Source organism: Roseateles sp. PN1 (genome assembly GCF_038419725.1).
Lineage (GTDB): Bacteria > Pseudomonadota > Gammaproteobacteria > Burkholderiales > Burkholderiaceae_C > Paucibacter_A.
In genome coordinates this window covers 1-20495 of record NZ_JBCARA010000021.1, presented here as the reverse complement: position 1 = coordinate 20495, position 20495 = coordinate 1, and the positions used below count along the sequence as shown (strand labels likewise).

Genomic DNA, 20495 nt, shown 5'->3' with positions numbered 1-20495 from the left:
CTCAGCCCGCCCCGTGCTCAGCCAATTTGCGCTTCCACGCACGCCAGGTGATGGCCCAGCGCTTGGGGTCTTCCAGATAGGACTCGTCCACCCGGCGCGTCGGGCAGTTATGCGGCGCGCTGCGCAGCAGCTCTGGGTCGCTGCGGGCCTCATCGGCCACCCGGCTCATGATTTGCGCGAACTCGTCCAGATCGGCGCGCGAGTAGGACTCGGTCGGCTCGATGGTGGCCGGCTCCGGCACCACATAAGGGTGATGACTGGTCCAGTAGTGCACGCCATAGTCGGCGGCGCGCAGGCCGATATCACCGGAATGCACACCAGTCTCGGCGCAGAGCTCGGCCCAGCTGTAGCGCACCTGCTCGATACGGCGCTTGCCCGGCGCATAGGGCGCCGTCAAACCGCGAATCTTCAGCAGCTGACTCATCATGTAGTTGTTGTTCAGCACCGCGATTTCCGCCACCTCGCGCAGGCCGGCCGCGCCCAGATTCATCACCCAGGCATAGGCGCGCAGCACGATGCCGGCTGTACCCATGAAGGCGGCCACCTTGCCGATGGACTGCGCATCGCCTTGGTCGATGCGGTAGCGGCCGTCGGCCTCCTTGACCACTCGCGGGCGAGGCAAGAACGGCGCTAGCGCTTGCGTCACCGCGCAAGCCCCCACGGCTGGGCCACCGCAGGCATGCGGGGTCGAGAAGGTCTTATGCAGATTGAAGTGGCACAGATCAAAGCCCGCCTCACGCGCCCGAGTGATGCCCAGGAGCCCATTGGCATTAGCCTGGTCATAGCAGGCCAGCGCGCCCACCGAATGCGCAGCCGCCACGAACTCGCGGATCTTGGCGTTGAAGATGCCGGTGTCTTCGGGGTTGGTGATGATGAGCGCGGCCGTACGCGGGCCAACCGCCGCTTGCATGGCGGCCAGATCGGGGTAACCCTGGGCATCGGGATACAGGGTGATGACCTTGTAGCCCAGCACCTTGGCGCAGGCTGCGTCCGAGGGGTGGCTGAAGATGGTGGTGATGATCTCGTCGCGTTGGTCGGCTTCGCCGCGCGACTCGAACCAAGCGCGGATCATGGCGATATTGGCGTAGATCGCTTGCGAACCGGAGCGCGGCTGCAGGCTGACCGCGTCCATGCCCGAAACCTCTTTGAGCACGCCCTCCATCTCATGCATCACCCGCAAGATGCCCTGCACCGTGCTCTCGTCTTGCAGCGGGTGCAACTCGCTCATGCGGGCATCGCGGGCCAAGTGTTCGTTGACCTTGGGGTTGTACTTCATGGTGCAAGTGCCCTGACCGACGTCCACATTGAAGTCGGCGCCCAGGGTCTCTTGCGAGAGGCGCAGATAGTGGCGCAGCACCCGGTTCTGGCTCAACTCAGGCAGGGCCGGCGGCTTGGCGCGGCGCATGCCGGGCGGCAGGGTGAACAAGACATCGTGGGCGGCGGCCTCGATGGCCGGCTCCAACTCGGGCGTCAGCATGGCGCGCTCGCCAGGCTGGCTGAGCTCGAAGATCACCGGCTCGTCCCAGCGCGCTTGTTGGTAGCGGCGCAGATTGGGCTGACCTTTTGTGAAGCGGTGGGCGGAGATGTTTTCCATCGTGCGGGGATCTGAAGAGTTAGGGCTGTGGGCGTTCATTGAGACAAGACCTCACGCAGGGCGGTCACCAAGGCGTCGATGTCCGCTTGGGCATGCACTTCGGTGAAGGCGTAGAGCGCCGCCTGACCCAGCGCAGGGAAGGCACCCGACAGATCGTGGCCGCCGAAAATGCCGCGCTCGCGCAGCGCAGCATTGATCTCGCTGACGGTCTTACCGCTGGGCGAAAAGTCCAGCACAAACTCTTTGAAGTGCACCGTGTGCGGATGCATCAGGCGCAAGCCCGGCACAGCGCCCAGTTGCTGGCGCGCATAAGCCACCCGCTTCATGATGCCATCGCCCAGCTCCTGCATCCCTTGCGGCCCTTGGCAGGCCAGGAAGACCCCGGCCGTGATGCCCCATAGTGCGGCGGCGGTGCCGACAAACTCATTGCCCTGCTCGCGCTTGTCAAAGGAGGTGCGGTGGTAGGCCACATCACCAAAACCGTATTGGCCCGGCACCGAAGTCGGCGCCAAACCAAACAGGCGCGAGGGGTATTGCAGCACCAAGGCCCCTTCGTCGCGGCTGGCGATGAAGCCACCGTGGCCGCCGCCATAGCTCATATGCATGCCCAGCGGCTGGATGTCGCCGCAGACAATGTCGGCACCATAGTCGGCCGGCGGGGTCAGCACACCCAGCGAGAGCGGGTCCACTCCCACCACCAACATCGCGCCAACCGACTTGACTAGGGCCGCAATCGCACCGCCCTCTTCAATGCCGCCGAAGTAATTGGGCACATCCAGATACAGGGCCGCGACTTGATCATTCAGCTTGGCGCGCAGATCGGCACGGTCCAGCAGGCCGCTCACTGGGTCGAACGCAACCTCGATGAACTCGATCTCGCTGCGGCCATAGGTCTGGATGTGCGAGCGCTTGTCGGCACTGGTATTGCCCGCCAAGAGCACCCGACGACGGCCGGTGGTTCGCGCCGCCATGCAGCAGGCGGTGGCCGCGGCCTGCATGCCGTCATAAGTGGGCACGCTGACCACCTCCAGATTGAGCAGCTCGCCCATCATCGAGCAGTACTCCCACAGCGCCTGGAAGCGGCCGTGGTCGTCATAGGGCTCGCCGGCATAAGCCGTCAGGAACTCGCTACGGCCATTGATCTCATCGCAGATCGAAGGCACATGGTGCTGGTAGCAGCCGCCGCCAAGAAAGCTCAGCACCTCGCCGCAATGCTGGTTGCGCGCCAAGATGCCCTGCACATGGCGCTTGAGACGCGCCTCCGAATGGATGGGCTCGGGCAAATTCATTGGCCGGTCCAGGCGCAAGTCGGCCGGCACATCGGCATAGAACTCTTCCACCGAGGCGGCGCCGGTTGCGGCCAACATGGCGGCCTTGACGGCCGGCACCGAGTTGGGGATGTAGGGGTAGACGAGCTGGGGCTTGGCTTTTCTCATCGCGGCGCTTCGTTTCTCGAGGTCAGTGAATAGCGGGGCAAGGCCTGCATTTCACGCCGCCTATGCGCGGCTGACAAACGAGAAATTGACGCGTATGGATTAGTTGGGCTAATTCATAGTCGGACGTCGCTGCAGCCCCCAGCAGTGCCACCTTGAAGCTCCGGCAATGCAGAGCAACGACTAAATGGTGATGTGCATTGAGATATCCGCTCAATGCGCCGCGCTACTTTTCAACGATGTGCGCACTGTGACGGTGTTTCCAGGACTAGCGGCTGCAATCCTCGGCAATACCGGTGAGCCATTGCTCTGGAGACATGGGCATGAGCACTCATCGCAAGCGCTTCGATCAGCTGCCAATAGGTCGACCTGCAGCCAGGTTGACATTCATGACCATCCGAAATTGGCTGGGGTTCAATCTAAAGCAGCAGTCAAGCTGCTGCATCTCGCTTCTGCTTAGACCGGCCGAATTCGCAACTGCACATCCAGAGACTGCCACCGATGCTCGATGGATGGACTGTATTTTTATACAGTACATTACAACAACCCCAGCAACATCTCCCGGAGGCCTGCCATGATCTTGAATCTGAACGATCCGAACAGCATCGTCGCGTGGTGGAAAGTCTTGCCCGAGCGTCACGGTCCGCAATTGCGAGCCTTTGCTCACCTACGTCCGCAGTTCGCCTTCGCGATCCGCGCTGCTGTACGGGCAATCAAATCGGACCCGCTGCTCAGGCCCTTGTACGAGCGCAGCGTATTGGCCGAGCGCGCTGCGCAGCAAAGGCTTGAAGCTGCCACCGAAACTATCGAGCAATTCGACCCTAGATTGGCTGCGTAAAGCCTTAGGCAGCGATGGCCTGGAAATTGGCGCCAAATGGTCAATCGAAGACACGCTATGAACTCGCCGAATCGCATCGACCACAAACCTTACGTTATGGATTGTCATCCTCGCCATCGCCTTCACGCTTAGGTTTTTGCTCGTAAGCTGACAAAGGCCCTCAACAAAACCCGCGACTGTGCCCATGCATGTTTTCCTGTGCAGGGAGCCGTTGCCAGGAGAAGTCCATGAAGTCCGTGGAATTTTGGATTTGGAAACTACACAAGCCAGGTAGCCTTGAGCGCGTGCAGACTAGTTTCCGACTCACAGAGGCGGAAGCACTGCGCCGTGACGCTCACGCCGAACGGGTGCCCGGTACTTTAGAAGTCCGCGTTCTTCCCAAACACCCCGACGAGTATTTGTCGCGCTTGGTCTTTGAACGTTCGGCGCAAGCCGGGTCCGCTAGGGCGCATTGACTCCAGGCGGACTTCATCCGCCGTTGTAGGCTCGCCTGAAGCGCTTCACGGACGAGTTAACGCTGCCCAGCACTGACCAACAAGAACGCCTGAGTGCCCGGTACAGCCAACTCATCGAGCCTTCAAAAGAAGGCGCATCGAATCGTTTGGGCTCTTGACGCCCCCCCACTGGCGCGATAGACGGATCAGGCCTGTGCATCGTCAATGCACAAAGCTGGCGGACTAATCCCGCTGCCCTGCTGCTCAGGATCAAATGCAACCAAGATGCAAGTGCTCAAGCCTGCGGCCCAAGTCGCATAGCCTTCCGAACTGGGGTGAATGCCGTCGGCGGCCATACCCACCTGGGTTGTCGTGGCAGGATGCCATTGCAGGGTTCTCCCAGCTTGCTCAGACAAGCGCTCGGCTAGGCAGTGGTTCATTTGCCTCGCCCACAGGCCCAAGAAGTATCGCAGCGGTTGTGGTAGCGCCTGGCAGGCATGTATCGGCGGCACAGCGCTGTGAACCAGCAGTGCGGGCGCGAAGCGCTGGTCGATGAGATCAGCCAACCTGGTTTGCCAGACAGCCCACTGCAGCGGCGCACACAAGCCGGTGGCGTCATTGGCGCCCATCGACAGCACCACCACGTCGAACTGCCTGCGAGGGGCTTGGTTTAAGAGTTGAAGCAGGCCAGCTGAATCCAGCCCCTTGGCCGCTAGAACACACCACTCCACCCGGTGATGGTGGCTCAGACAACGCACCAGATGGCCGCAAAGTGCCAGGTCTTGTGTCGGTGCGCCCACCCCGGCAGCACCCGAGTCACCCGCCACCAGCAAGCGCACCAGCGAGCCACTGCCAGCGACACCAGTGCGCTGCCCCGGCGGCTCCGGCAAGCGCAGGGTCACGCGCCGCACGTGGCGTGCCTGTAGCCAAAACAGCGGCCACAACAGCCATAGCAGCAGACGTAGCCAATTGGCCGACATCAACTTGCGGAACTGGCGGTTTGCTTAAGCCAATCGAAGTGTTCGGTCATTGAGCCTCGCGAATCGATGAATCTTTTGGGTAGGGTGCGGCCGTATTGCTGCTCTTGAGGCGCCCATGACTTCCTGACGCCGAGCATGAACCTTAGGGCCTGGCTGCGTGCCAGTCGGTGCGTTCTCGAACAGAGTTCGAGCCAGCCTGCGTTCGCAACCGCACAGACGGTGAGTCTGTGGATTTGTAAATTGAAATTGAGCCGGTGCGCGGCGTTTGTGCTGGGCATGCAAATCACGCAGCCCTCTGTCGCTGCGGCCGCCATTCAGCCAGTCACATACATAGAATAAAAGGAAATCGCAATGACACTTTGCCCCATCGCCATCGCAGTAAGTTGCCGCAAATGCCCCATCGTTTCCGTCTGCCCGGTCAAGACGGTGATCGGAGACTATGTGGCGCCTACGCGGAGCAAACCTGTACCCGAGAAGCCAAAGCGCAAACAGTGACCTGGACTGCGTGACTGGGTCGGCAACCATTTGTGCCAGAGCGCCGGCGCCGCACCGAGCAACGCGCTCGCCGAACCTACTTGCCGCAGCAGGACTCAGCCTGCCCTAGTGGCCTGGTGACGCCTTCACCAGGCCTTCAGTGGCCGGTGTCGCTGCGGTCGCGTCCTGATCCTCCGGGCTGACCAAATTGCCTGCGGCTGCACCACCGAGTGCACCTGCTACCGCGCCCAGCGTGCCGCCGACCACCACGCCCACAGGCCCGGACACCATCACGCCAATGGCGGCACCAGTGGCAGCTCCGACGATGACACCGCCGCCCGTCAGCACCGATTTGCCTTCACGCTGGGCCTCTTCGGCGCTCAAAGGCGCCTGCGCGGCAGGATCGGGGTCTTGCGAGGGAATGCCATGGCCCGGAATGGCTTGCTGGGCCATGTCTTCATCGACAACTGACTCTGTTGGAAGCGGCTTGTTCGAAGCATCAAAGGACGGGTTCATATGCTCTCCTCGGGAAGTGGATGTAGGCGCGAGTTCAGGCTCCCACCTATTCATCCTTATACGGCTGCATGCGTGCCGCAGCCGCCATCTTTGAGGCTGCATGCTTGTAGGACGACATCCAGAGCTCCAACGGAAAAGCGCAGGCGCAACCTCAGCCGGCATCTACTCATCACCCACCTATTTGCAGTTTCGTGGCGAATCTACTATCCGGCTGAAAACGCTTAGTCCTGCTTATCAGCGGCAGGGAGACGTTAGGCTGCATTGAGACACATGATGTTTCAAACTCAAACTCAAACGTCGACGCCAGTGCGTAACGGAAGTCCATTTTTTTTGAGAGCTATTGAGAGTCTTGAGCTGACACCCTAGTTGCACTGACCAGTGGGGGCGTTCTGAGCGCTGCATTGCCCTGCTGTCCCAGCTGTGACGGGCCTTGCCATCGCTTTGGCTCCGTCTGAGTACATCCCTAGATTTGCACTGGCGGGCAATTCCCTTATGCGGCCGAATTCTGTTGCACGGCCAAGCCAAACCTGACACCATCTGCCCGAAATAAGAAGAAAGTAGGGACACGGTGGCCTTAGATTTCGACCATTTGGGATCGCTGGGCAGGGCGACGCTGCAAACCATGTTTGAAGCGGATTCGCCCGTTGGCAAAGCGGTGCTGGATCGGGACTTGCGCTACGTCTTCATCAACCGGACCTTGGCCGCCTTCAACGGCTGCTCAGTCAAAGAACACCTGGGTCGCACCGTTGAGGAAATCCTTCCCGGCGCCTACCCCACATTGGCACCACTGCTTCGCAGTGTGCTGGATGAGGGTGCTCAACAAGCGCAGTTCCGCGTCAGTGTGGAAATGCCCAACGCCCCAGGTGAACTCAGTGAATGGGACGCCAGCTATCTGCCCATCCGGCTCGAAGATGGCAGCGTGGGTGGGGTGTACGTTCAAGCGGTCAACCTGACCGCCAAACTGCGCGCCGAGCAGGCACTGGCGAATAGCGAAAAGCAGCTGCGTCGGGTGTTGGACAGCCTGTTTGCCTTTGTGGGCGTTTTGTCGCCCGACGGTACTTTGATCGAGGCCAACCGTGCTCCGCTAGAGGCCGCCGGGCTAGACGCCCAGGATGTCCTCGGACGCCTTTTCTGGGACACCTTTTGGTGGAACTTTTCGGCAGAGACTCAGGACTGGCTGCGCCAGGCTTGCGCCCGCGCGGCGCAGGGCGACATCGTGCGGGAAGATGTGACGGTCCGCATGCTGGGAGACAGCCGCATGACGCTCGACTTCATGCTCGTGCCCATGCGGGACGACAACGGCCAGATCACACGCCTGATTGCTTCCGCCATTGACATCTCTGATCGGCTGGCGGCGCAACGGCGAACCGAAGCCGCACTGCGGGAGCGCACGGTCTTGTTGCAAGAGGTGCATCACCGGGTCAAGAACAATCTGCAAATCATCGCCAGCCTCTTGAACTTGCAGGCGCGCAACGCCGGGCCGGGCGCGCAGCAGGCATTGCAAGACAGCCAGAGCCGAGTCATGGCCATGGCCCTCACCCACCAACTGCTGTACGAGCGCAATGACTTCTCGATGCTGGAATTGGGGCCATATCTGCGACGCTTGGTGGCCAGCCTCCGCGATGCGCACGGGGAGCTGCTGCGCCGGGTGACGCTGAAGGTTGAGGCGCCAGATTCGGGTTTGAATATTGACCTCAATCTGGCCGTGCCCGTGGCGCTGGTGGTGAACGAATTGCTGACCAATGCGCTCAAGCATGGCTTTGGCGCGGATTTGCACGGCGAGGTCGTGGTGCGCGCGGAAAGAGTAGGCCCACGCATCGCCGTCACGGTGGCGGACACCGGCACCGGGCTGCCCGCCGGCTTCGATGTTCACAGCACCAAAACGCTGGGTTTGTGCCTGGTCACGCTTCTGACCGAGCAACTAAGGGCCGAGATTCAATGGCCTGTGGTCGGGCAAGCAGGCACCGCCTTCACTCTGCATTTGCCACCGGAGACAAAGTCATCATGACTGCGCCAACGCCCACCATGGACGCTAATGTCAGGGCTCGTATTCTGGTCGTCGAAGACGAGCGTATCGTGGCCCTGGACCTGAAGCTAACCCTGGAATCACTCGGCTTCCACGTCGTGGGCACGGCCTCGAGCCAAGACGAGGCTGTGCTTTTGACGATGTCCTACCAGCCCGACCTGATCCTGATGGACATCAACCTCGGGAACGGAGGCGATGGCATTGTGGCCGCTGACGAAATTGCACGGTTTGCCGATGTGCCCGTGGTGTTTCTGACGGCTTATGCCGACAACGACATCTTGCGCCGAGCCGGGGAGGTGGCGCCGTATGGCTATCTGGTCAAGCCGGTCAGGCAGCGCGAACTCAACGCCACGGTGCAAATGGCCTTGGCACGTGTGCGGGCCTCACGCGGCCGAATGGAGGCCGAACGGCGCTTGCGGCTTGCCCTGGACACCGCCAAGATGGGCGTGGTCACCCTGACGCAGGGAACCGATCTGATCGAGATTGACGGGCACTTCCCGCCCATCGCCGACCGCTCGGTGCGCGGCTTGCGCATGGAAGTCAGCGAGTTCCTGCTTCATCTCACCGCGGATGCGCAAGCCAAGGTGCGGCATTTGCTGGAACAAGGCGGTGACCTGCATTTGGTCACGCGTTGGCAGTTGCCGGGCGCCGATTCGCCCACACGCTGGCTGGAGGTTCATGCCAGCCACTTCGCCCAAGAGCGGGCCGTGGTGGGAATCTGCCGCGATGTGACCGTGCAGGTGGAGCAGGAGGAAGCCTTGCGGCAAGCCAGCGTGGTGTTCGATTCGGCCGCCGACGCGATCCTGATTCTGGATACCCAAAGCCGTGTCACGACCGCTAACCCAGCCTTCACGCGCCTGACCGGCTGGCCAACGGCAGAGATCCGCGGACGGCATCCCAACGAATTCCTGCATGCCCGCCGCAACAGTGACCGCGAGTTGCTGGTCGACACCCCGGTGGACTTTCTCGGTCATGCCGAGGTCATGTGCCAGCGCCACGACGGCACGGCCTTCCCTGCTTGGGAACATGTGGCGCCGGTACGCGACGATGCCTTCGTCGTGACCTACCGCGTGCTGACTTTCACCGACATCTCTGCCTTGCGACTGGCGGAAAGCCGGGTTCGGCATCTGGCTTATCACGACCCATTGACCGGGCTTGGCAATCGCAACAAGCTGCGAGATCTACTGGGTGGATTGCCCGAGTCGAAAGTCGACGACGACACGGCCGTGTTGTTCTTCCTGGACCTCGATGGCTTCAAAGTCATCAACGACAGCCTGGGTCACGACGTGGGCGATGCGCTGCTGATTGATATTGCCGATCGCATCCGCAGCGTGCTGCGCCAAGGGGATGAAGCCGTGAGGCTGGGTGGCGACGAGTTCGTGCTGCTGATCAGGTCCGGGCGCGACGGCGATGTGGACGTTTTGGCGCGGCGCCTGCTGGACAAAGTGCGGGACCCCTTGAGCATTGCAGCGGGTTCGAGCGTCCAGGTTTCGGCCAGCATAGGCATAGCCGTGTACCCGCGTGACGGCAGCACGCCGGACGCCTTGCTTCGCTCAGCCGATATCGCCATGTATGCCGCAAAAGCGGCAGGTCGCAATCGCTATGCCCGATACCACGCCAATATGGCCGAAGCTGCCAACGAGCGCCTGACCATCGAACAAGGCCTGCTGCATGCCATGGCCAACAGTGAGCTGAGCCTGCATTGGCAACCTCAGCTCACGCTCGAAGGGCGATCGGTGATCGGTGCGGAGGCATTGCTGCGTTGGAATTCCGAGAAGCTAGGGGCGATCAGCCCGGATCGATTCATTCCGGTGGCCGAAGAATGCGGGCTGATCCAGGCCCTGGGGCGCTGGGTGCTGCGCCAAGCGCTGACGACCTGGGCGCAGTGGCTGCGCGCAGGCTTGGTGCAAGGGCGCTTGGCCGTCAATGTGTCGGCGCTGCAATTGCAGGACAAGCAATTCATTGAGGATCTGGCGCACGAGCTCGAAGCGGCGCAGCTCAATCCCAAAGACCTTGAAATCGAAGTCACGGAAACCGCCTTGCAGCGCGTGCCGAATATCGAGCAAACTCTCGCGCGCATTGCCGAGCTTGGCGTGCGGATTGCGCTGGACGATTTCGGCACCGGCTACTCGTCCTTGTCGATGCTCAAGCTGCTGCCCCTGCACCGCCTCAAGGTGGACCGCGCCTTTGTGCGAGACGTGGTCGCCAATCCTTCGGATCAAGCCATCGTGCGCGCCATCGTCGCCATGGCGGACGCCCTGGGTTTGGAGCTCATCGCCGAAGGGGTGGAGGACGAGCGGCAAAGAGATTGGCTGCTGCACCTCGGCGTTAGCGAAGCTCAGGGCTGGCTGTTTGCTCGCGCCATGAGCGCCCCTGACTTCCTGGCTTGGCTGCGCACGCGTTAGGGCCGCTCAGCTCGGGCGCGCAACGCGAACAGCGGAGCGAACCTGAACTGCCCTAAGTCGGGCAGTGGCGCGCCGAATGCGGCCTTCGCGCACAATCGCCGCCATGAATCTCCGCCCCTCTCGCGTGCCCCCGCCACGGCCATCGCCACTGAGCTTCGGCCTTGCCGCCTTGCTCGTGCTGCTGGTCGCCTGAGGGCGCGAGCAAGGGCGCGAGGGTCACAAGGGCGCGAGGGTCAGGCCTTAAATCTCAAGGCCCCATCTACTCCGCGACGACGTTTTGGCTGGCCAGCGAACGGCTGCTCCGGGCACCTTGCAGCCGCCCGCCATCGTCAGGTTCGTGCCCAAAGCAGAAATCGGCCCCGACGAAGCGAGTTGCCGGAAAGCTGTCGCTCAACGTTCAATTTCAGTGGGCGAGCTAGCGCAGCTGGCGCGGGTCCGCTGCAAAGCAGGGTTAGCGAATCATTCTGCGCGAAGTGCACGCACTGCTGCGGAGGGCTCTTGCTGGAAAGAACGGCTTGCCCGCGCTCGATGCAACCTTCGACACCGACATAGACACCAGGTGAAGCGCAGTTTCCGGCGGCAGATGTGTACGAGCCGTCCCTGGCGATGAAGACCAAACCCCATGAGCCATCATGCAACGCACCGACGGCAGCATAGGTTCGGTTGTAACGTTTGACATGGAACTCGCCTCCATGGCCGTTGCTGCCGCAGACAGGGCATGCCTTACCGCCAGACCAGCATCGTCCCTAGACGACCGCCCTGGCAGTAGCAGTCGCCACCCACAAGCAGTATGCGATTGCCGAAGCTGAAGGCAAAGCTGGTGGACACCAGGCTGCCCTGCACGCGGGCCAGCAGCCGGTAGCCGGTCTTGTCCGGGATGCCGTTGACCAGGGGAACTTCGGCGAACTGCTGGTAGGCGGTCTCAAAAACGTCCTCCGTGAAGACCTTGCCGAACCGCGCCCCGTAGAAGCTGAGCTTCTTAGGGTTGCTGTCCGGATTGTTAAGCCAACTCAAGGAAGCTTGGTTGGTGATCCAGTCGGTGGGTACCAAGCTGTCGGATCGGACGCTACCGCCAGCAGCGGTGAGTACCAAACCGTTGGCCTGCAGCGTGACAACGGTGGGGGCTTGGTTCACCGAGCAGGCCACCAAGCTGGCCGTATCGGTCAACACCGGCGCAACCGTGTCCGTGCAAGGGCCGAGGCTGGCGTACACATCGGCTGCAGCCGCCGGGGCCGCGGCACCCGTGCTGCCGTCGATCAGCAGGTGGCCGGTGGCCGCGGTGGCCTCGTAGCCCTTGCGCCACAACAGCATGAGCCGACTGTCGGAGGCAGTGAGGGCGATGTAAGAGACGCCGGTCGCATTGGAGCCCGACTCGATCAGCCGCGGCGTGCCGACATTGCTGCCATCGGCACCGAACTGGCGCAGTTCAATGCGCGTCTGGTCAATGCTGCTGGAGTCCCAGTAGGTCTGCGTCAGCACCCAAAGCGACCCGCCACTTGCGACAGCCTTGAAAAACTGCGGGCCTGTGTTCGTCATGGTGGCGAAAGGCCCGGGAAGCAGCAGCATGGGCGCATTAGACAGCAAGGTCTGACCATCTGCGGAGAAGCGCAGCATGTACAGGTTGTTGCCGGCACCGATGTAGAGCATTCGCAGCTCGTTGCCCAGGCGCAGAAGAGTTTGGCCGGTGCCGCCTCCGCCGGTCACTGTGTTGGTGTATTGCTTGGCCGCTACGACCGCGCCGCGCGTGTCGAGTTGGGTCAGCGTGAAGCCGGCGGCAGGAAAGGTGTCGGGAAGGTCGGAGATCGTTACGACATTGGCCTCAAAGGCCACGGCACCGTAAGGATAAGGAATGCCCACGGCTGGCGTGCTGCCGGACGCGGCGAACAGGCCTTTGACGGGCGGCGTCGTAAAGCCGACGCCATCACTGATGCCGTCGTAGGTGACCAGCGTCTCTTCGTCGATCACACGCACGTTGGCCAGCGAGGGATGCGGATTGTCGCGCCGCACTTTAACCGGGCCGATACCGGCGGCGTACCAGATGCCAAGGTGCTCCTCGACGATGGGACCGAGCGCGCCCGAGGTGAGCACCACGCGGGCGCGAATCGTCGTATCCGTGTGGATCGTACGAACGCCCGTGCGGTTGGGCAGATCCAGCGTTTCCTCGCCGACCACCTGCACCCATGCGGCGAGATCCATCCCGTCATTCTTTTTGTCGCCATCGGCATCAATGCCGATGTCGTCGATGCGTCGGTCGGCGACGACGTAGCGGTCGTTCGTACGCACAGGCGATTGCAGCTCGACGAAATCCAAAGCCAGTGGCTTGACGCCGTCGGCCAAGTCGATCGCGATCTGCTGGCGGATCGCGCCCGACTGCAAGGAAACCGGGCTGCTGGTGGCGTCGGGGCCTTCGTTGAATGTATTGGTGGAATCCTCGCGCATCCCGCTGCCCTGGGCGACCTGCGTCACAGTGTTGGCGTAGAAGCTGGGGGCCTGCCCACCGCCTTGCACCGAATGCTGGCCGCGATAGGTGTAGACAGATTTATCGCGCAGTGGGCGCCATGGGCCAGCGTCCTCGGCCAACGTCGTTCCGAGGGTGGGTGCCGCTGGTAGCAGGCCGGAGACCGTGGGAGCAGGTGAACCGCCACCACCACCGCCACCACCGCCACATGCCACCAGCAACATGCTGGCGGCGAAGGCCAAAACATGCACGTTCTTGACCATCAAGGTGCCAGCCAGGCGCAGCTCCAGCTTCTTTAGCATTTGTACTCCCTAAGTACCGTTTATTGGCGTGCCGCAAGCGTGCCTCTGTGGGCCGGCCGCGCTGGGACTATAGGGCAGCCAGGAGCTGCCACGCCCGCACGATCAATCCAAATGTAGAGAAAGCTGAACGGCAAGCATCGAGATGGTGTTGAAGGAGCCGTCAGGCTGGAGAGGATGGAGGGCTGAACACGTAATCAGCGATGGGTCGATGACAGCCAGGTATCCAGCTTCGTGCTTGGATCCCAGTGCCTGGCGCATCAGCCTCGCCACCCGGCGCTGCCCCAACTCAATGCGGCGCGTTCGTAGTGGACGCGGGATCAGGAGGCAGGCGGGGCGGCGTCTTCATGCCGGATGCGCTAGAGCGCAAGTACCCACGGGCCGGCTCCTCGTGGGGTTGGTTCTGGGTGTTCTCGCAGGCTGAGCACTCCACCGATCCGAGGACTGGGATCGTGCGGCGCGCTCATTTGTATGACCAGACTTTTCAGCGTGCGTTCAAGCGCGCAGTTGTCACCGCCGGCATCACCAAGCCTGCAAGCCCGCACACTCTGCGTCATGCTTTTGCGACCCATCTGCTGCAGTCGGGCTACGACATCCGGACGGTTCAGGGGTTGCTGGGCCATGCCGACGTCGCCACCACCATGATCTACACCCATGTCTTGAAGGTCGGCGGCGGCGTACGAAGTCCGATAGATGTGCTGACAGCGCGATCAAGCGCCTGAACGCTGCGCACCTATCTCACACAAAGCTGACCCTCGCTGATGTCGGCTTTGGGCATTTTGCAGCCGCCCGCCACCGTCAGGATCGTGCCCTTCACCGATACTCGTTTCCAACATTCATCCAGCAACTGACTACCCTAAAGCCGCCATTCCCTGCCGCCGGCGCTTTGTCCGTTTGGCGTCGATCAAGGTACTTGGTGAGTGGACGGCCGCGGCATTGCGTTGTGGGCCCAGAATCAAATGAAGGTCAAGGCGTCATGCCGTCTCAGGTCCGCTTGGCCGGTGGACTAGCCGCGATTTCCTGCTCGGTCATGCGCAGTTTGAAGTTTGTAGATTTCCTGACCGAGTCGGACGTCATTCGTCACTACCGGGCTGGCTAAGGTTTCGACAATGCCCTGTAGAAACACCGAATTCTCCTGAACGACGAAACTCTCGGCTGTAGAACTTGAATCTAGCTACGCCCCCACCAAGCTATGCCCGCCGAGCTGACGCCACCGTCCCAAGCCGATCTTTCGCGCATCATCGAGATGGCTTGGGAGGATCGCACCTCTTTCGAGGCCATTGAGTCTCAATTTGGCTTGAACGAGTCCGCCGTGATTGCCTTGATGCGCAGCCAAATGACGCCGAGCTCCTTCCGTATGTGGCGTAAGCGAATGGCTGGCCGCCGCACCAAACATGCGGCCCTGCACGGCGTTGCGTTGATGCGCCACCGTGCCACCCACACGCGTCCATAGTGCCTTCTCACGCAGTAGCTGTGCGCCGGCGCGCCTTGGTCTGGTTCAAACGCGATTTGCGCGTGTGCGACCACGCGCCCTTGCTCGCTGCGCAAGCCTGCGAGGACGCTTTGGCCCTCTTTGTGATCGAGCCTGAGTGGCTGCAAAGCCCTGAGTGCGACGCTTGCCATGTTGACTTTGCCTTGGCCTGTTTGGCGGAGCTGCGTTCGGCCTTGGCCGAGCGTGGTCTACCGCTGCTGGTGCGCGTGGGCTCGGCCCTCGCGGTACTGGCCCAACTGCACAGTGAGTTCGCATATACGGAATTGCTGAGTCATGAGGAGACTGGGCCGGGCTGGTCGTATCAGCGTGACTTGGCCGTCGCCGCCTGGTGCAAGTCTGCTTCAATCAGCTGGCAGGAGTTCAACCAGACCGGGGTAGTCCGCCGCTTGGGCAGTCGCGCTGGCTGGGCCCGACTTTGGCAGGAACGCATGGACGCCCCGCCGCATGAGTTTGACGGAAGCATCAAGGCGGCAGCGTCGCTGGATCAAGCTGAACTCCCCACGCTGGCCAGCCTGGGGCTAGCGCCGCATGGCAAAGCCTTGCAGACCGCGGGAGAGCAAGCGGCGCAGCAGCTGCTCAAGAGCTTCTTGCAGGTGCGCGGCTACGACTACCGGCAAGCGCTCTCCAGTCCTTTGACTGCGGAACAGGCTTGCAGCCGCTTAAGCCCGCACCTGGCCTTTGGCACGATCTCCATGCGTACCGTGCACCAGGCCACCGAAGCGGCTATTCGGGGCACGCACGACCGCGCGTTCGCCCATGCGTTGCGCGGCTTTGCCGGGCGGCTGCGCTGGCACTGTCACTTCATGCAAAAGCTCGAAGATGAGCCCGCCATTGAGTTCCAGAACTTTGCTCGCGTTTGCGACGGCCTGCGCGAGAGCGATTTCAATGACGCACACTTTGCCGCTTGGTCTGCCGGCCGCACTGGCTACCCGATGGTGGACGCCTGCATGCGCTCGTTGCTGGCGACGGGCTGGCTCAACTTTCGCATGCGAGCGATGCTGGTGAGTTTTGCCAGCTACCACCTGTGGTTGCATTGGCGGCCGACCGGCATCTTCCTCGCGCGGCAATTCTTAGACTTTGAGCCCGGCATCCACTGGAGCCAGATGCAGATGCAAAGCGGCACCACGGGCATCAATACATTGCGCATCTACTCACCCAGCAAACAGGCGCGGGACCAAGATCCGCAGGGCCTGTTCATCCGCCGCTGGGTGCCCGAGCTGGCCCGCGTGCCGCTGCCCTACCTAGCCGAGCCCTGGCGAATGGACCCGGCCGTTCAGCGCATGGCGAGCTGCGTGATGGGCGAGGACTACCCACTACCAATCGTGGATGACAAGGCCGCGATCACGGCGGCCAAAGACCGCCTGTACGGCTTGCGAAAAACCGAAGCCGCCCGTGCAGAAGCGAGCCAAGTGCAGGCGCGCCATGGCTCGCGTAAAAATGGCTTGCCGGCATTGGGGCAGCGGCGCGCTGCCAAAGCCAGCCCTAAACCTAGCGCGCAGGTAGCACGCCAAGCTGAACTGTTCGATTAGCGGGCGGGATGCCGAACGCGCTGACGACGCGGCCGGGTCATATGCGCGCATCCGAAGGCCCGGGCTGACGGCGTGCTGAGATGGGTTGAGGTTCAGTACCGCCACAGTGCCGCTGCCAGTGAAACAGTTCGGAAAGTCGCCTCGTCCTACAGACCTCGCGACTGTCGGCGGCCATACTCAGCCCGATAGAGATGAGCTCAAAAAATGACGCCGCTGACCAACGCAACCACGCCTTCCCCCACCTTGAATGCCTTGGAGGCGGCGCTCGATAAAAGCCAAGAGGTCAAAGTCAAGGTGGAGGATTGTGCCGACGACTTAACGGTCGCTGGCGAGCTCGCCGCAGCGCGCATCGCGCGGGGGGCAACGATGCTGCCGGCCGACCAGGTTCTGCAAAACAACAAGGCCATCGGGATCAAGGTCCAGGATTGCGCAGACGACCTGCAGGTGGTGTCGGACACCCTGGCCGATGGCGTTGCTGAGGTCAAGGATGTCGAGCAGGCCTTGAGCCTGTCACGCGAGGCCCTGGCTGAATCCGAGTCTGCGCTGGCCGTGTCGCGCCATGCCGAGCGTGTGGCAAGTACCCTTGCCATGCACGACCAAAAGACGGGCTTGCCCAACCGCACACTGTTCGATGACCGCCTGGCTCAGGCCATCGCGGGCGCTGATCGTCACGGCTGGATGCTGGCGGTGATGTTTCTGGACCTGGACCGCTTCAAGCTCATCAACGACAGCCATGGTCATGCAGCCGGTGATTCAGTGCTGACGGTGGTGGCACAACGTCTGTTGAGCCATGCGCGAGATGAAGACACGGTCTGCCGCAATGGCGGCGACGAGTTCCTGTACTTGCTGATCAATCCAGCGAGCCGCGACGATGTCGCACGTATCGCCGGGCAAGTGCAGGCGGCAATAGCTGCCCCAATCGGCTACGGCGCCAAGCAATTCGTCATCACGCCAAGCATCGGCATTGCGCTGTTCCCACAGGATGGCCGGAGTGGCGATCTTTTGATCGCCAATGCCGACGAGGCGATGTACCGGGCCAAGCCGTCGCCTGGCACCTGCGCATTTTTCGAGGCATCAGTGGCCTCGGTCGAACCATCGAAAGCCTCTGACTAAGCACTACGCAAGCAGCTTGGTTTGCGTGGGTAAGGTGAAGTAGAACTTGGAGCCCTGGCCCAGCACACTCTGCAAAGTAATGCTGCCGTCGTGGGCCTCGATGAAGGATTTCACGATGGCCAAGCCCAGGCCGAGGCCCGACCCTGCGCCCGCCTCACTCCCGGATTCGCCTTTGTCGAAGACCTTTTCAATCATGTCGACGGCAATGCCTTGACCGTTGTCGCTGACCCAGCATTCGACGATGCCCTGGTCCTCCACGGCTTGCGCGCCAACGATGACCTCGCCACCCGGCGAGAACTGGATTGCGTTGCCAATCAGATTCTGGAACGCACGCCTAAGCAATCTGGCGTCCGCAAACACGACCAGGTCGACGGGCACTCGATTGAGTAGCTTTGTATTGGCCTGGGCAGCAATCGTCTCAAGATCGTCAAGAAGCGCCTCCACCAGCGGCCACAGGTCAAATCGACGCTTTTCTACCTTGACGCCCATGACCTCCAACAAATTCGTGTTCTCTTCGAGCACCCTGCCAATCAAGTCCTGGAGCTGCTGCACGTTGCGGCGCAATGATTTCAAGATGCGTTGAGAATCCGCACCGAGGACTTGCCCAGACAGACTCTTCTCGAGCGACCGACCCGTGAGCGAGATGGCAAACAGTGGCGTGCGCAAATCGTGGGCAACGAAGGAGAGGTACTCCTCCCGGCGCTCCTTGACCTCGAGCGCTTGCTGAGCTGCATACGTCTGTACGGCTTGGCCAGCGTCGTCAACTTTGTCATCAGCTATGCCTTGGTAGCGACGATGTTTGCGCTGATCTACAAAATCATACCTCGCGTACACATCGCTTGGCGCGATGTGTGGATAGGCGCTTGGGTGACGGCGCTACTGTTCAATTTCGGCAAACTCTTGATCGGCCTCTACATCGGCAAGAGCGGCGTGGCCTCGGCCTTCGGCGCCGCCGGCTCGCTGGCTCGCTGGCCGTGCTTTTGCTTTGGGTCTACTACTCGGCCCAGATTTTCCTCTTCGGTGCTGAATTCACCTGGGCCCACGCGCACAGCTTTGGCTCCTTCCGCCACGCTGCGGCCCGGCAGGACACGGTGCCGATCCCGCCCAGCAAGGCTGGCTCTGTGTCCGGCCCCCTTCCGGCCTTGCCCTAAAGGGGCATGGATCGCCTTGTTGCTGACTCCGGCGGCTCGGCAGGCGCAGCTTCCTCGTTCCCGCACTACTGAAGGATTACCCGCGCAGGCGGCCAATCCGAGTCCGTTGAGCGTTCATGTGCTCGCCCTGCAAACGGGGCCGCCAAGCGGCATTCGTCGGCAGTATTGGCCCTCAGCCACACCTTCCGGGATGGATGGGCTCATTGGTTGAATAAGTACCCGGAGAAATATAGATATCGTTTCATAGGGTGAAAATCGTATAATCAACCCCCTTGTGGCATCGACCCTGGCAAGGCTGTCAAAGCCACGCAGGTCACTGTTCGCGAGTCTCTACATTTTTGGCAGGCCCAGCAGCAGTTGCGCCGAGCCCAAAGTGCTCCCGTCGGGCAATTCAAGCCTGCAATCCTGATTGAACAATATTTCAAATAGCGCCATCCCCATGGGCAAGTACGTCGTTTCGCCCGCGACACACCCGACCGACTGTGGACGCTTTCGCGCCTCTTTTTCGGTTCGCCGGGTTCAGGACAAAGGCCGTTGCAGCCGAGTGTTCCGCTTCGAAACAACCTTTGCCTCTAACGACGCAGCTCGGTTGTTCGCCGTCACTCAGGGCTGGTTGCGTGCGTGCATGCCGCAGCCTCCTGCGTGTTGACGATCTGATCCCATCAGATCCAGTTCAAGCGTTCCACTCGCTGCGGATTTCCCATCCGCAGGTTCGAAGTCCGCGTTCTGACGATGCGGCAAAACTTAGAAAGGCTCGTCTATGAGCAGCAAAATCTACGTGGGCAACCTGCCTTATTCGGTCACTGATTCCAGCCTGAGAAGCAACTTCTCCGAGTTTGGTAGCGTGGGATCCGCCAAAGTCATGATGGACCGTGAAACCGGTAATTCCAAGGGATTTGGGTTTGTGGAGATGGCGTCTGCCGAATGCGCCCAAGCCGCCATCACAGCCTTGCACGGCGTGTCGGTCGATGGCCGGTCAATCGTCGTGACTTTGGCCCGTCCACGCGAAGCAAGCAATGATTCCACGGGTCACGGCGCGGGTGGGTACACCGCCACCAAGCGATCAGATATCGGCTACGGCACGGGCGGCTTCGGTGGCGGTCGTTACTGACCCATCAGCTCCCCTGTGAAAGACCGACTCCATGGAGTCGATCTTTTTTGCCTCGGGGCTTGGCGCCTTGCACACGCAAGCTAGGGAGGCATAGCCCGCGTGCGCAAGGCGCATGTAGCTCCTCGTAGCTGACGGTGTCGATCCACACCGCCGCGGGATAGCCCTGAACTTGGCCGCTTGGTCCAACAGGCGAGTCACGTACAGGCCGTTGATGCCGTAGTCGACGGCGACGTCCACGCACTCGTGGCTGTAGTCGTCCGCCACGGTCAAGCATTTGATGCGCCGACCGTTGGCCAAGCTGTCCGAGACAAAGTCCATGCTCCACACCTCATTGACTCGGCGAGGCGTGCGCAGTGGCGTGCGCCCGCCAATCGGGCGTTTGAGTTTCTTCCGCTTGCGTACTGCCAGGTTGGCAGCGCTGTACAGCCGATACACCTGCTTGTGAGTGACGTAGAAGGACCCGCCTTCAAGTGCCATCTCCGACTGAATCAGCGCCACCTGGGCAAGCGCCGAAATATCGACGGCCGACCGCTGCCAACCCTCATAAGGACGGTACTTTTCGCCACAGGCATTGAAGCGAAAGCCGACCGCCTTTTGCGTGACTTGGTTTTCGTCGACCAGAAAGATCGGTCCGCAGTCGCG

Annotated in this window: 15 protein-coding genes and 3 pseudogenes; 10 read left to right on the top strand and 8 right to left on the bottom strand. The window is 61.6% G+C overall.

The genetic code is table 11. The annotated features are described in order from the left end of the window. Position 1: 1 nt before the first annotated feature. Both gcvPB and gcvPA read right to left on the bottom strand, forming a co-directional pair. Entirely contained in the window at positions 2 to 1594 is a 1593-nt protein-coding gene (gene gcvPB, locus AABB87_RS22340) for an aminomethyl-transferring glycine dehydrogenase subunit GcvPB (RefSeq protein ID WP_341973527.1), read from the bottom strand. A gap of 35 nt (positions 1595 to 1629) precedes the next feature. Continuing rightward, positions 1630 to 3030, bottom strand: a complete 1401-nt coding sequence (gene gcvPA / locus AABB87_RS22335; RefSeq protein ID WP_341973526.1) for an aminomethyl-transferring glycine dehydrogenase subunit GcvPA — start codon at positions 3028 to 3030, stop codon at positions 1630 to 1632. Between the two features lie 571 nt (positions 3031 to 3601). Between gcvPA and AABB87_RS22330 the strand changes: the two genes are divergently transcribed. Further along, on the top strand, positions 3602 to 3865 hold the full coding sequence (locus AABB87_RS22330) for a hypothetical protein (RefSeq protein WP_341973525.1): 264 nt from the start codon (positions 3602 to 3604) through the stop codon (positions 3863 to 3865). A gap of 640 nt (positions 3866 to 4505) precedes the next feature. Here AABB87_RS22330 and AABB87_RS22325 read toward each other — a convergent pair. Together AABB87_RS22325 and AABB87_RS22320 are read right to left on the bottom strand one after the other, a co-directional pair. After that, complete coding sequence (locus tag AABB87_RS22325) at positions 4506 to 5279, bottom strand: SGNH/GDSL hydrolase family protein (protein WP_341973524.1); 774 nt, start codon at positions 5277 to 5279, stop codon at positions 4506 to 4508. Between the two features lie 600 nt (positions 5280 to 5879). Next, positions 5880 to 6269, bottom strand: coding sequence for a bacteriocin (locus AABB87_RS22320; RefSeq protein ID WP_341973523.1), 390 nt, complete (start codon positions 6267 to 6269; stop codon positions 5880 to 5882). A 622-nt stretch (positions 6270 to 6891) separates the two neighbouring features. Between AABB87_RS22320 and AABB87_RS22315 the strand changes: the two genes are divergently transcribed. Then, positions 6892 to 8277 (top strand): sensor histidine kinase, encoded by a 1386-nt coding sequence (locus tag AABB87_RS22315; RefSeq protein WP_341973522.1) that lies wholly within the window; start codon positions 6892 to 6894, stop codon positions 8275 to 8277. Further along, the gene (locus AABB87_RS22310) at positions 8274 to 10700 is read left to right on the top strand and encodes a two-component system response regulator (protein ID WP_341973521.1); all 2427 of its coding nucleotides are present in this window, start codon (positions 8274 to 8276) and stop codon (positions 10698 to 10700) included. The genes AABB87_RS22315 and AABB87_RS22310 overlap by 4 nt, the downstream gene beginning before the upstream one ends. A gap of 723 nt (positions 10701 to 11423) precedes the next feature. Here the strand turns inward: AABB87_RS22310 and AABB87_RS22305 are convergent. Then, positions 11424 to 13460 carry a hypothetical protein gene (locus tag AABB87_RS22305; protein ID WP_341973520.1) on the bottom strand — a complete coding sequence of 679 codons (2037 nt, stop codon included), beginning with the start codon at positions 13458 to 13460 and terminating at the stop codon, positions 11424 to 11426. Positions 13461 to 13789: 329 nt separating this feature from the next. Between AABB87_RS22305 and AABB87_RS22300 the strand changes: the two are divergent. The 4 genes and pseudogenes from AABB87_RS22300 to AABB87_RS22285 form a co-directional block, all read left to right on the top strand. Then, positions 13790 to 14179 (top strand): annotated as a pseudogene (locus AABB87_RS22300) (tyrosine-type recombinase/integrase); the annotation flags it as partial. A 470-nt stretch (positions 14180 to 14649) separates the two neighbouring features. Beyond that, positions 14650 to 14910, top strand: a complete 261-nt coding sequence (locus AABB87_RS22295; protein ID WP_341973519.1) for a TIGR03643 family protein — start codon at positions 14650 to 14652, stop codon at positions 14908 to 14910. Then, positions 14910 to 16478 carry a deoxyribodipyrimidine photo-lyase gene (locus AABB87_RS22290; protein ID WP_341973518.1) on the top strand — a complete coding sequence of 523 codons (1569 nt, stop codon included), beginning with the start codon at positions 14910 to 14912 and terminating at the stop codon, positions 16476 to 16478. Before AABB87_RS22295 ends, AABB87_RS22290 begins: the two co-directional genes overlap by 1 nt. A 204-nt stretch (positions 16479 to 16682) precedes the next feature. Then, the gene (locus AABB87_RS22285) at positions 16683 to 17591 is read left to right on the top strand and encodes a GGDEF domain-containing protein (RefSeq protein ID WP_341973517.1); all 909 of its coding nucleotides are present in this window, start codon (positions 16683 to 16685) and stop codon (positions 17589 to 17591) included. A 3-nt stretch (positions 17592 to 17594) separates the two neighbouring features. Here the strand turns inward: AABB87_RS22285 and AABB87_RS22280 are convergent, their stop codons facing one another. Continuing rightward, positions 17595 to 18425 carry a sensor histidine kinase gene (locus tag AABB87_RS22280; RefSeq protein ID WP_341973515.1) on the bottom strand — a complete coding sequence of 277 codons (831 nt, stop codon included), beginning with the start codon at positions 18423 to 18425 and terminating at the stop codon, positions 17595 to 17597. Here AABB87_RS22280 and AABB87_RS23145 point away from each other — a divergent pair. From AABB87_RS23145 to AABB87_RS22265, 3 genes are all read left to right on the top strand, one after another. Continuing rightward, entirely contained in the window at positions 18387 to 18953 is a 567-nt protein-coding gene (locus AABB87_RS23145; RefSeq protein WP_445944902.1) for a YhjD/YihY/BrkB family envelope integrity protein, read from the top strand. The genes AABB87_RS22280 and AABB87_RS23145 overlap by 39 nt on opposite strands. A 228-nt stretch (positions 18954 to 19181) precedes the next feature. Continuing rightward, positions 19182 to 19391, top strand: a complete 210-nt coding sequence (locus AABB87_RS22270; protein WP_341973552.1) for a hypothetical protein — start codon at positions 19182 to 19184, stop codon at positions 19389 to 19391. 111 nt (positions 19392 to 19502) lie between these two features. Beyond that, positions 19503 to 19853, top strand: a complete 351-nt coding sequence (locus AABB87_RS22265) for an RNA recognition motif domain-containing protein (RefSeq protein ID WP_341973513.1) — start codon at positions 19503 to 19505, stop codon at positions 19851 to 19853. A gap of 150 nt (positions 19854 to 20003) precedes the next feature. Here AABB87_RS22265 and AABB87_RS22260 read toward each other — a convergent pair. Both AABB87_RS22260 and AABB87_RS22255 read right to left on the bottom strand, forming a co-directional pair. Continuing rightward, positions 20004 to 20303 (bottom strand): annotated as a pseudogene (locus AABB87_RS22260) (DDE-type integrase/transposase/recombinase); the annotation flags it as partial. Positions 20304 to 20312: 9 nt separating this feature from the next. Next, positions 20313 to 20495 (bottom strand): annotated as a pseudogene (locus AABB87_RS22255) (agmatine deiminase family protein); the annotation flags it as partial.

Excerpts from the sequence above, each read along its gene's own strand:
- gcvPB (WP_341973527.1), bottom strand. The coding sequence starts at position 1,594 with ATGGAAAACATCTCCGCCCACCGCTTCACAAAAGGTCAGCCCAATCTG.
- gcvPA (WP_341973526.1), bottom strand. The coding sequence starts at position 3,030 with ATGAGAAAAGCCAAGCCCCAGCTCGTCTACCCCTACATCCCCAACTCG.
- AABB87_RS22330 (WP_341973525.1), top strand. The coding sequence starts at position 3,602 with ATGATCTTGAATCTGAACGATCCGAACAGCATCGTCGCGTGGTGGAAA.
- AABB87_RS22325 (WP_341973524.1), bottom strand. The coding sequence starts at position 5,279 with ATGTCGGCCAATTGGCTACGTCTGCTGCTATGGCTGTTGTGGCCGCTG.
- AABB87_RS22320 (WP_341973523.1), bottom strand. The coding sequence starts at position 6,269 with ATGAACCCGTCCTTTGATGCTTCGAACAAGCCGCTTCCAACAGAGTCA.
- AABB87_RS22315 (WP_341973522.1), top strand. The coding sequence starts at position 6,892 with ATGTTTGAAGCGGATTCGCCCGTTGGCAAAGCGGTGCTGGATCGGGAC.
- AABB87_RS22310 (WP_341973521.1), top strand. The coding sequence starts at position 8,274 with ATGACTGCGCCAACGCCCACCATGGACGCTAATGTCAGGGCTCGTATT.
- AABB87_RS22305 (WP_341973520.1), bottom strand. The coding sequence starts at position 13,460 with ATGCTAAAGAAGCTGGAGCTGCGCCTGGCTGGCACCTTGATGGTCAAG.
- AABB87_RS22295 (WP_341973519.1), top strand. The coding sequence starts at position 14,650 with ATGCCCGCCGAGCTGACGCCACCGTCCCAAGCCGATCTTTCGCGCATC.
- AABB87_RS22285 (WP_341973517.1), top strand. The coding sequence starts at position 16,683 with ATGACGCCGCTGACCAACGCAACCACGCCTTCCCCCACCTTGAATGCC.
- AABB87_RS23145 (WP_445944902.1), top strand. The coding sequence starts at position 18,387 with ATGTTTGCGCTGATCTACAAAATCATACCTCGCGTACACATCGCTTGG.
- AABB87_RS22270 (WP_341973552.1), top strand. The coding sequence starts at position 19,182 with ATGGGCAAGTACGTCGTTTCGCCCGCGACACACCCGACCGACTGTGGA.
- AABB87_RS22265 (WP_341973513.1), top strand. The coding sequence starts at position 19,503 with ATGAGCAGCAAAATCTACGTGGGCAACCTGCCTTATTCGGTCACTGAT.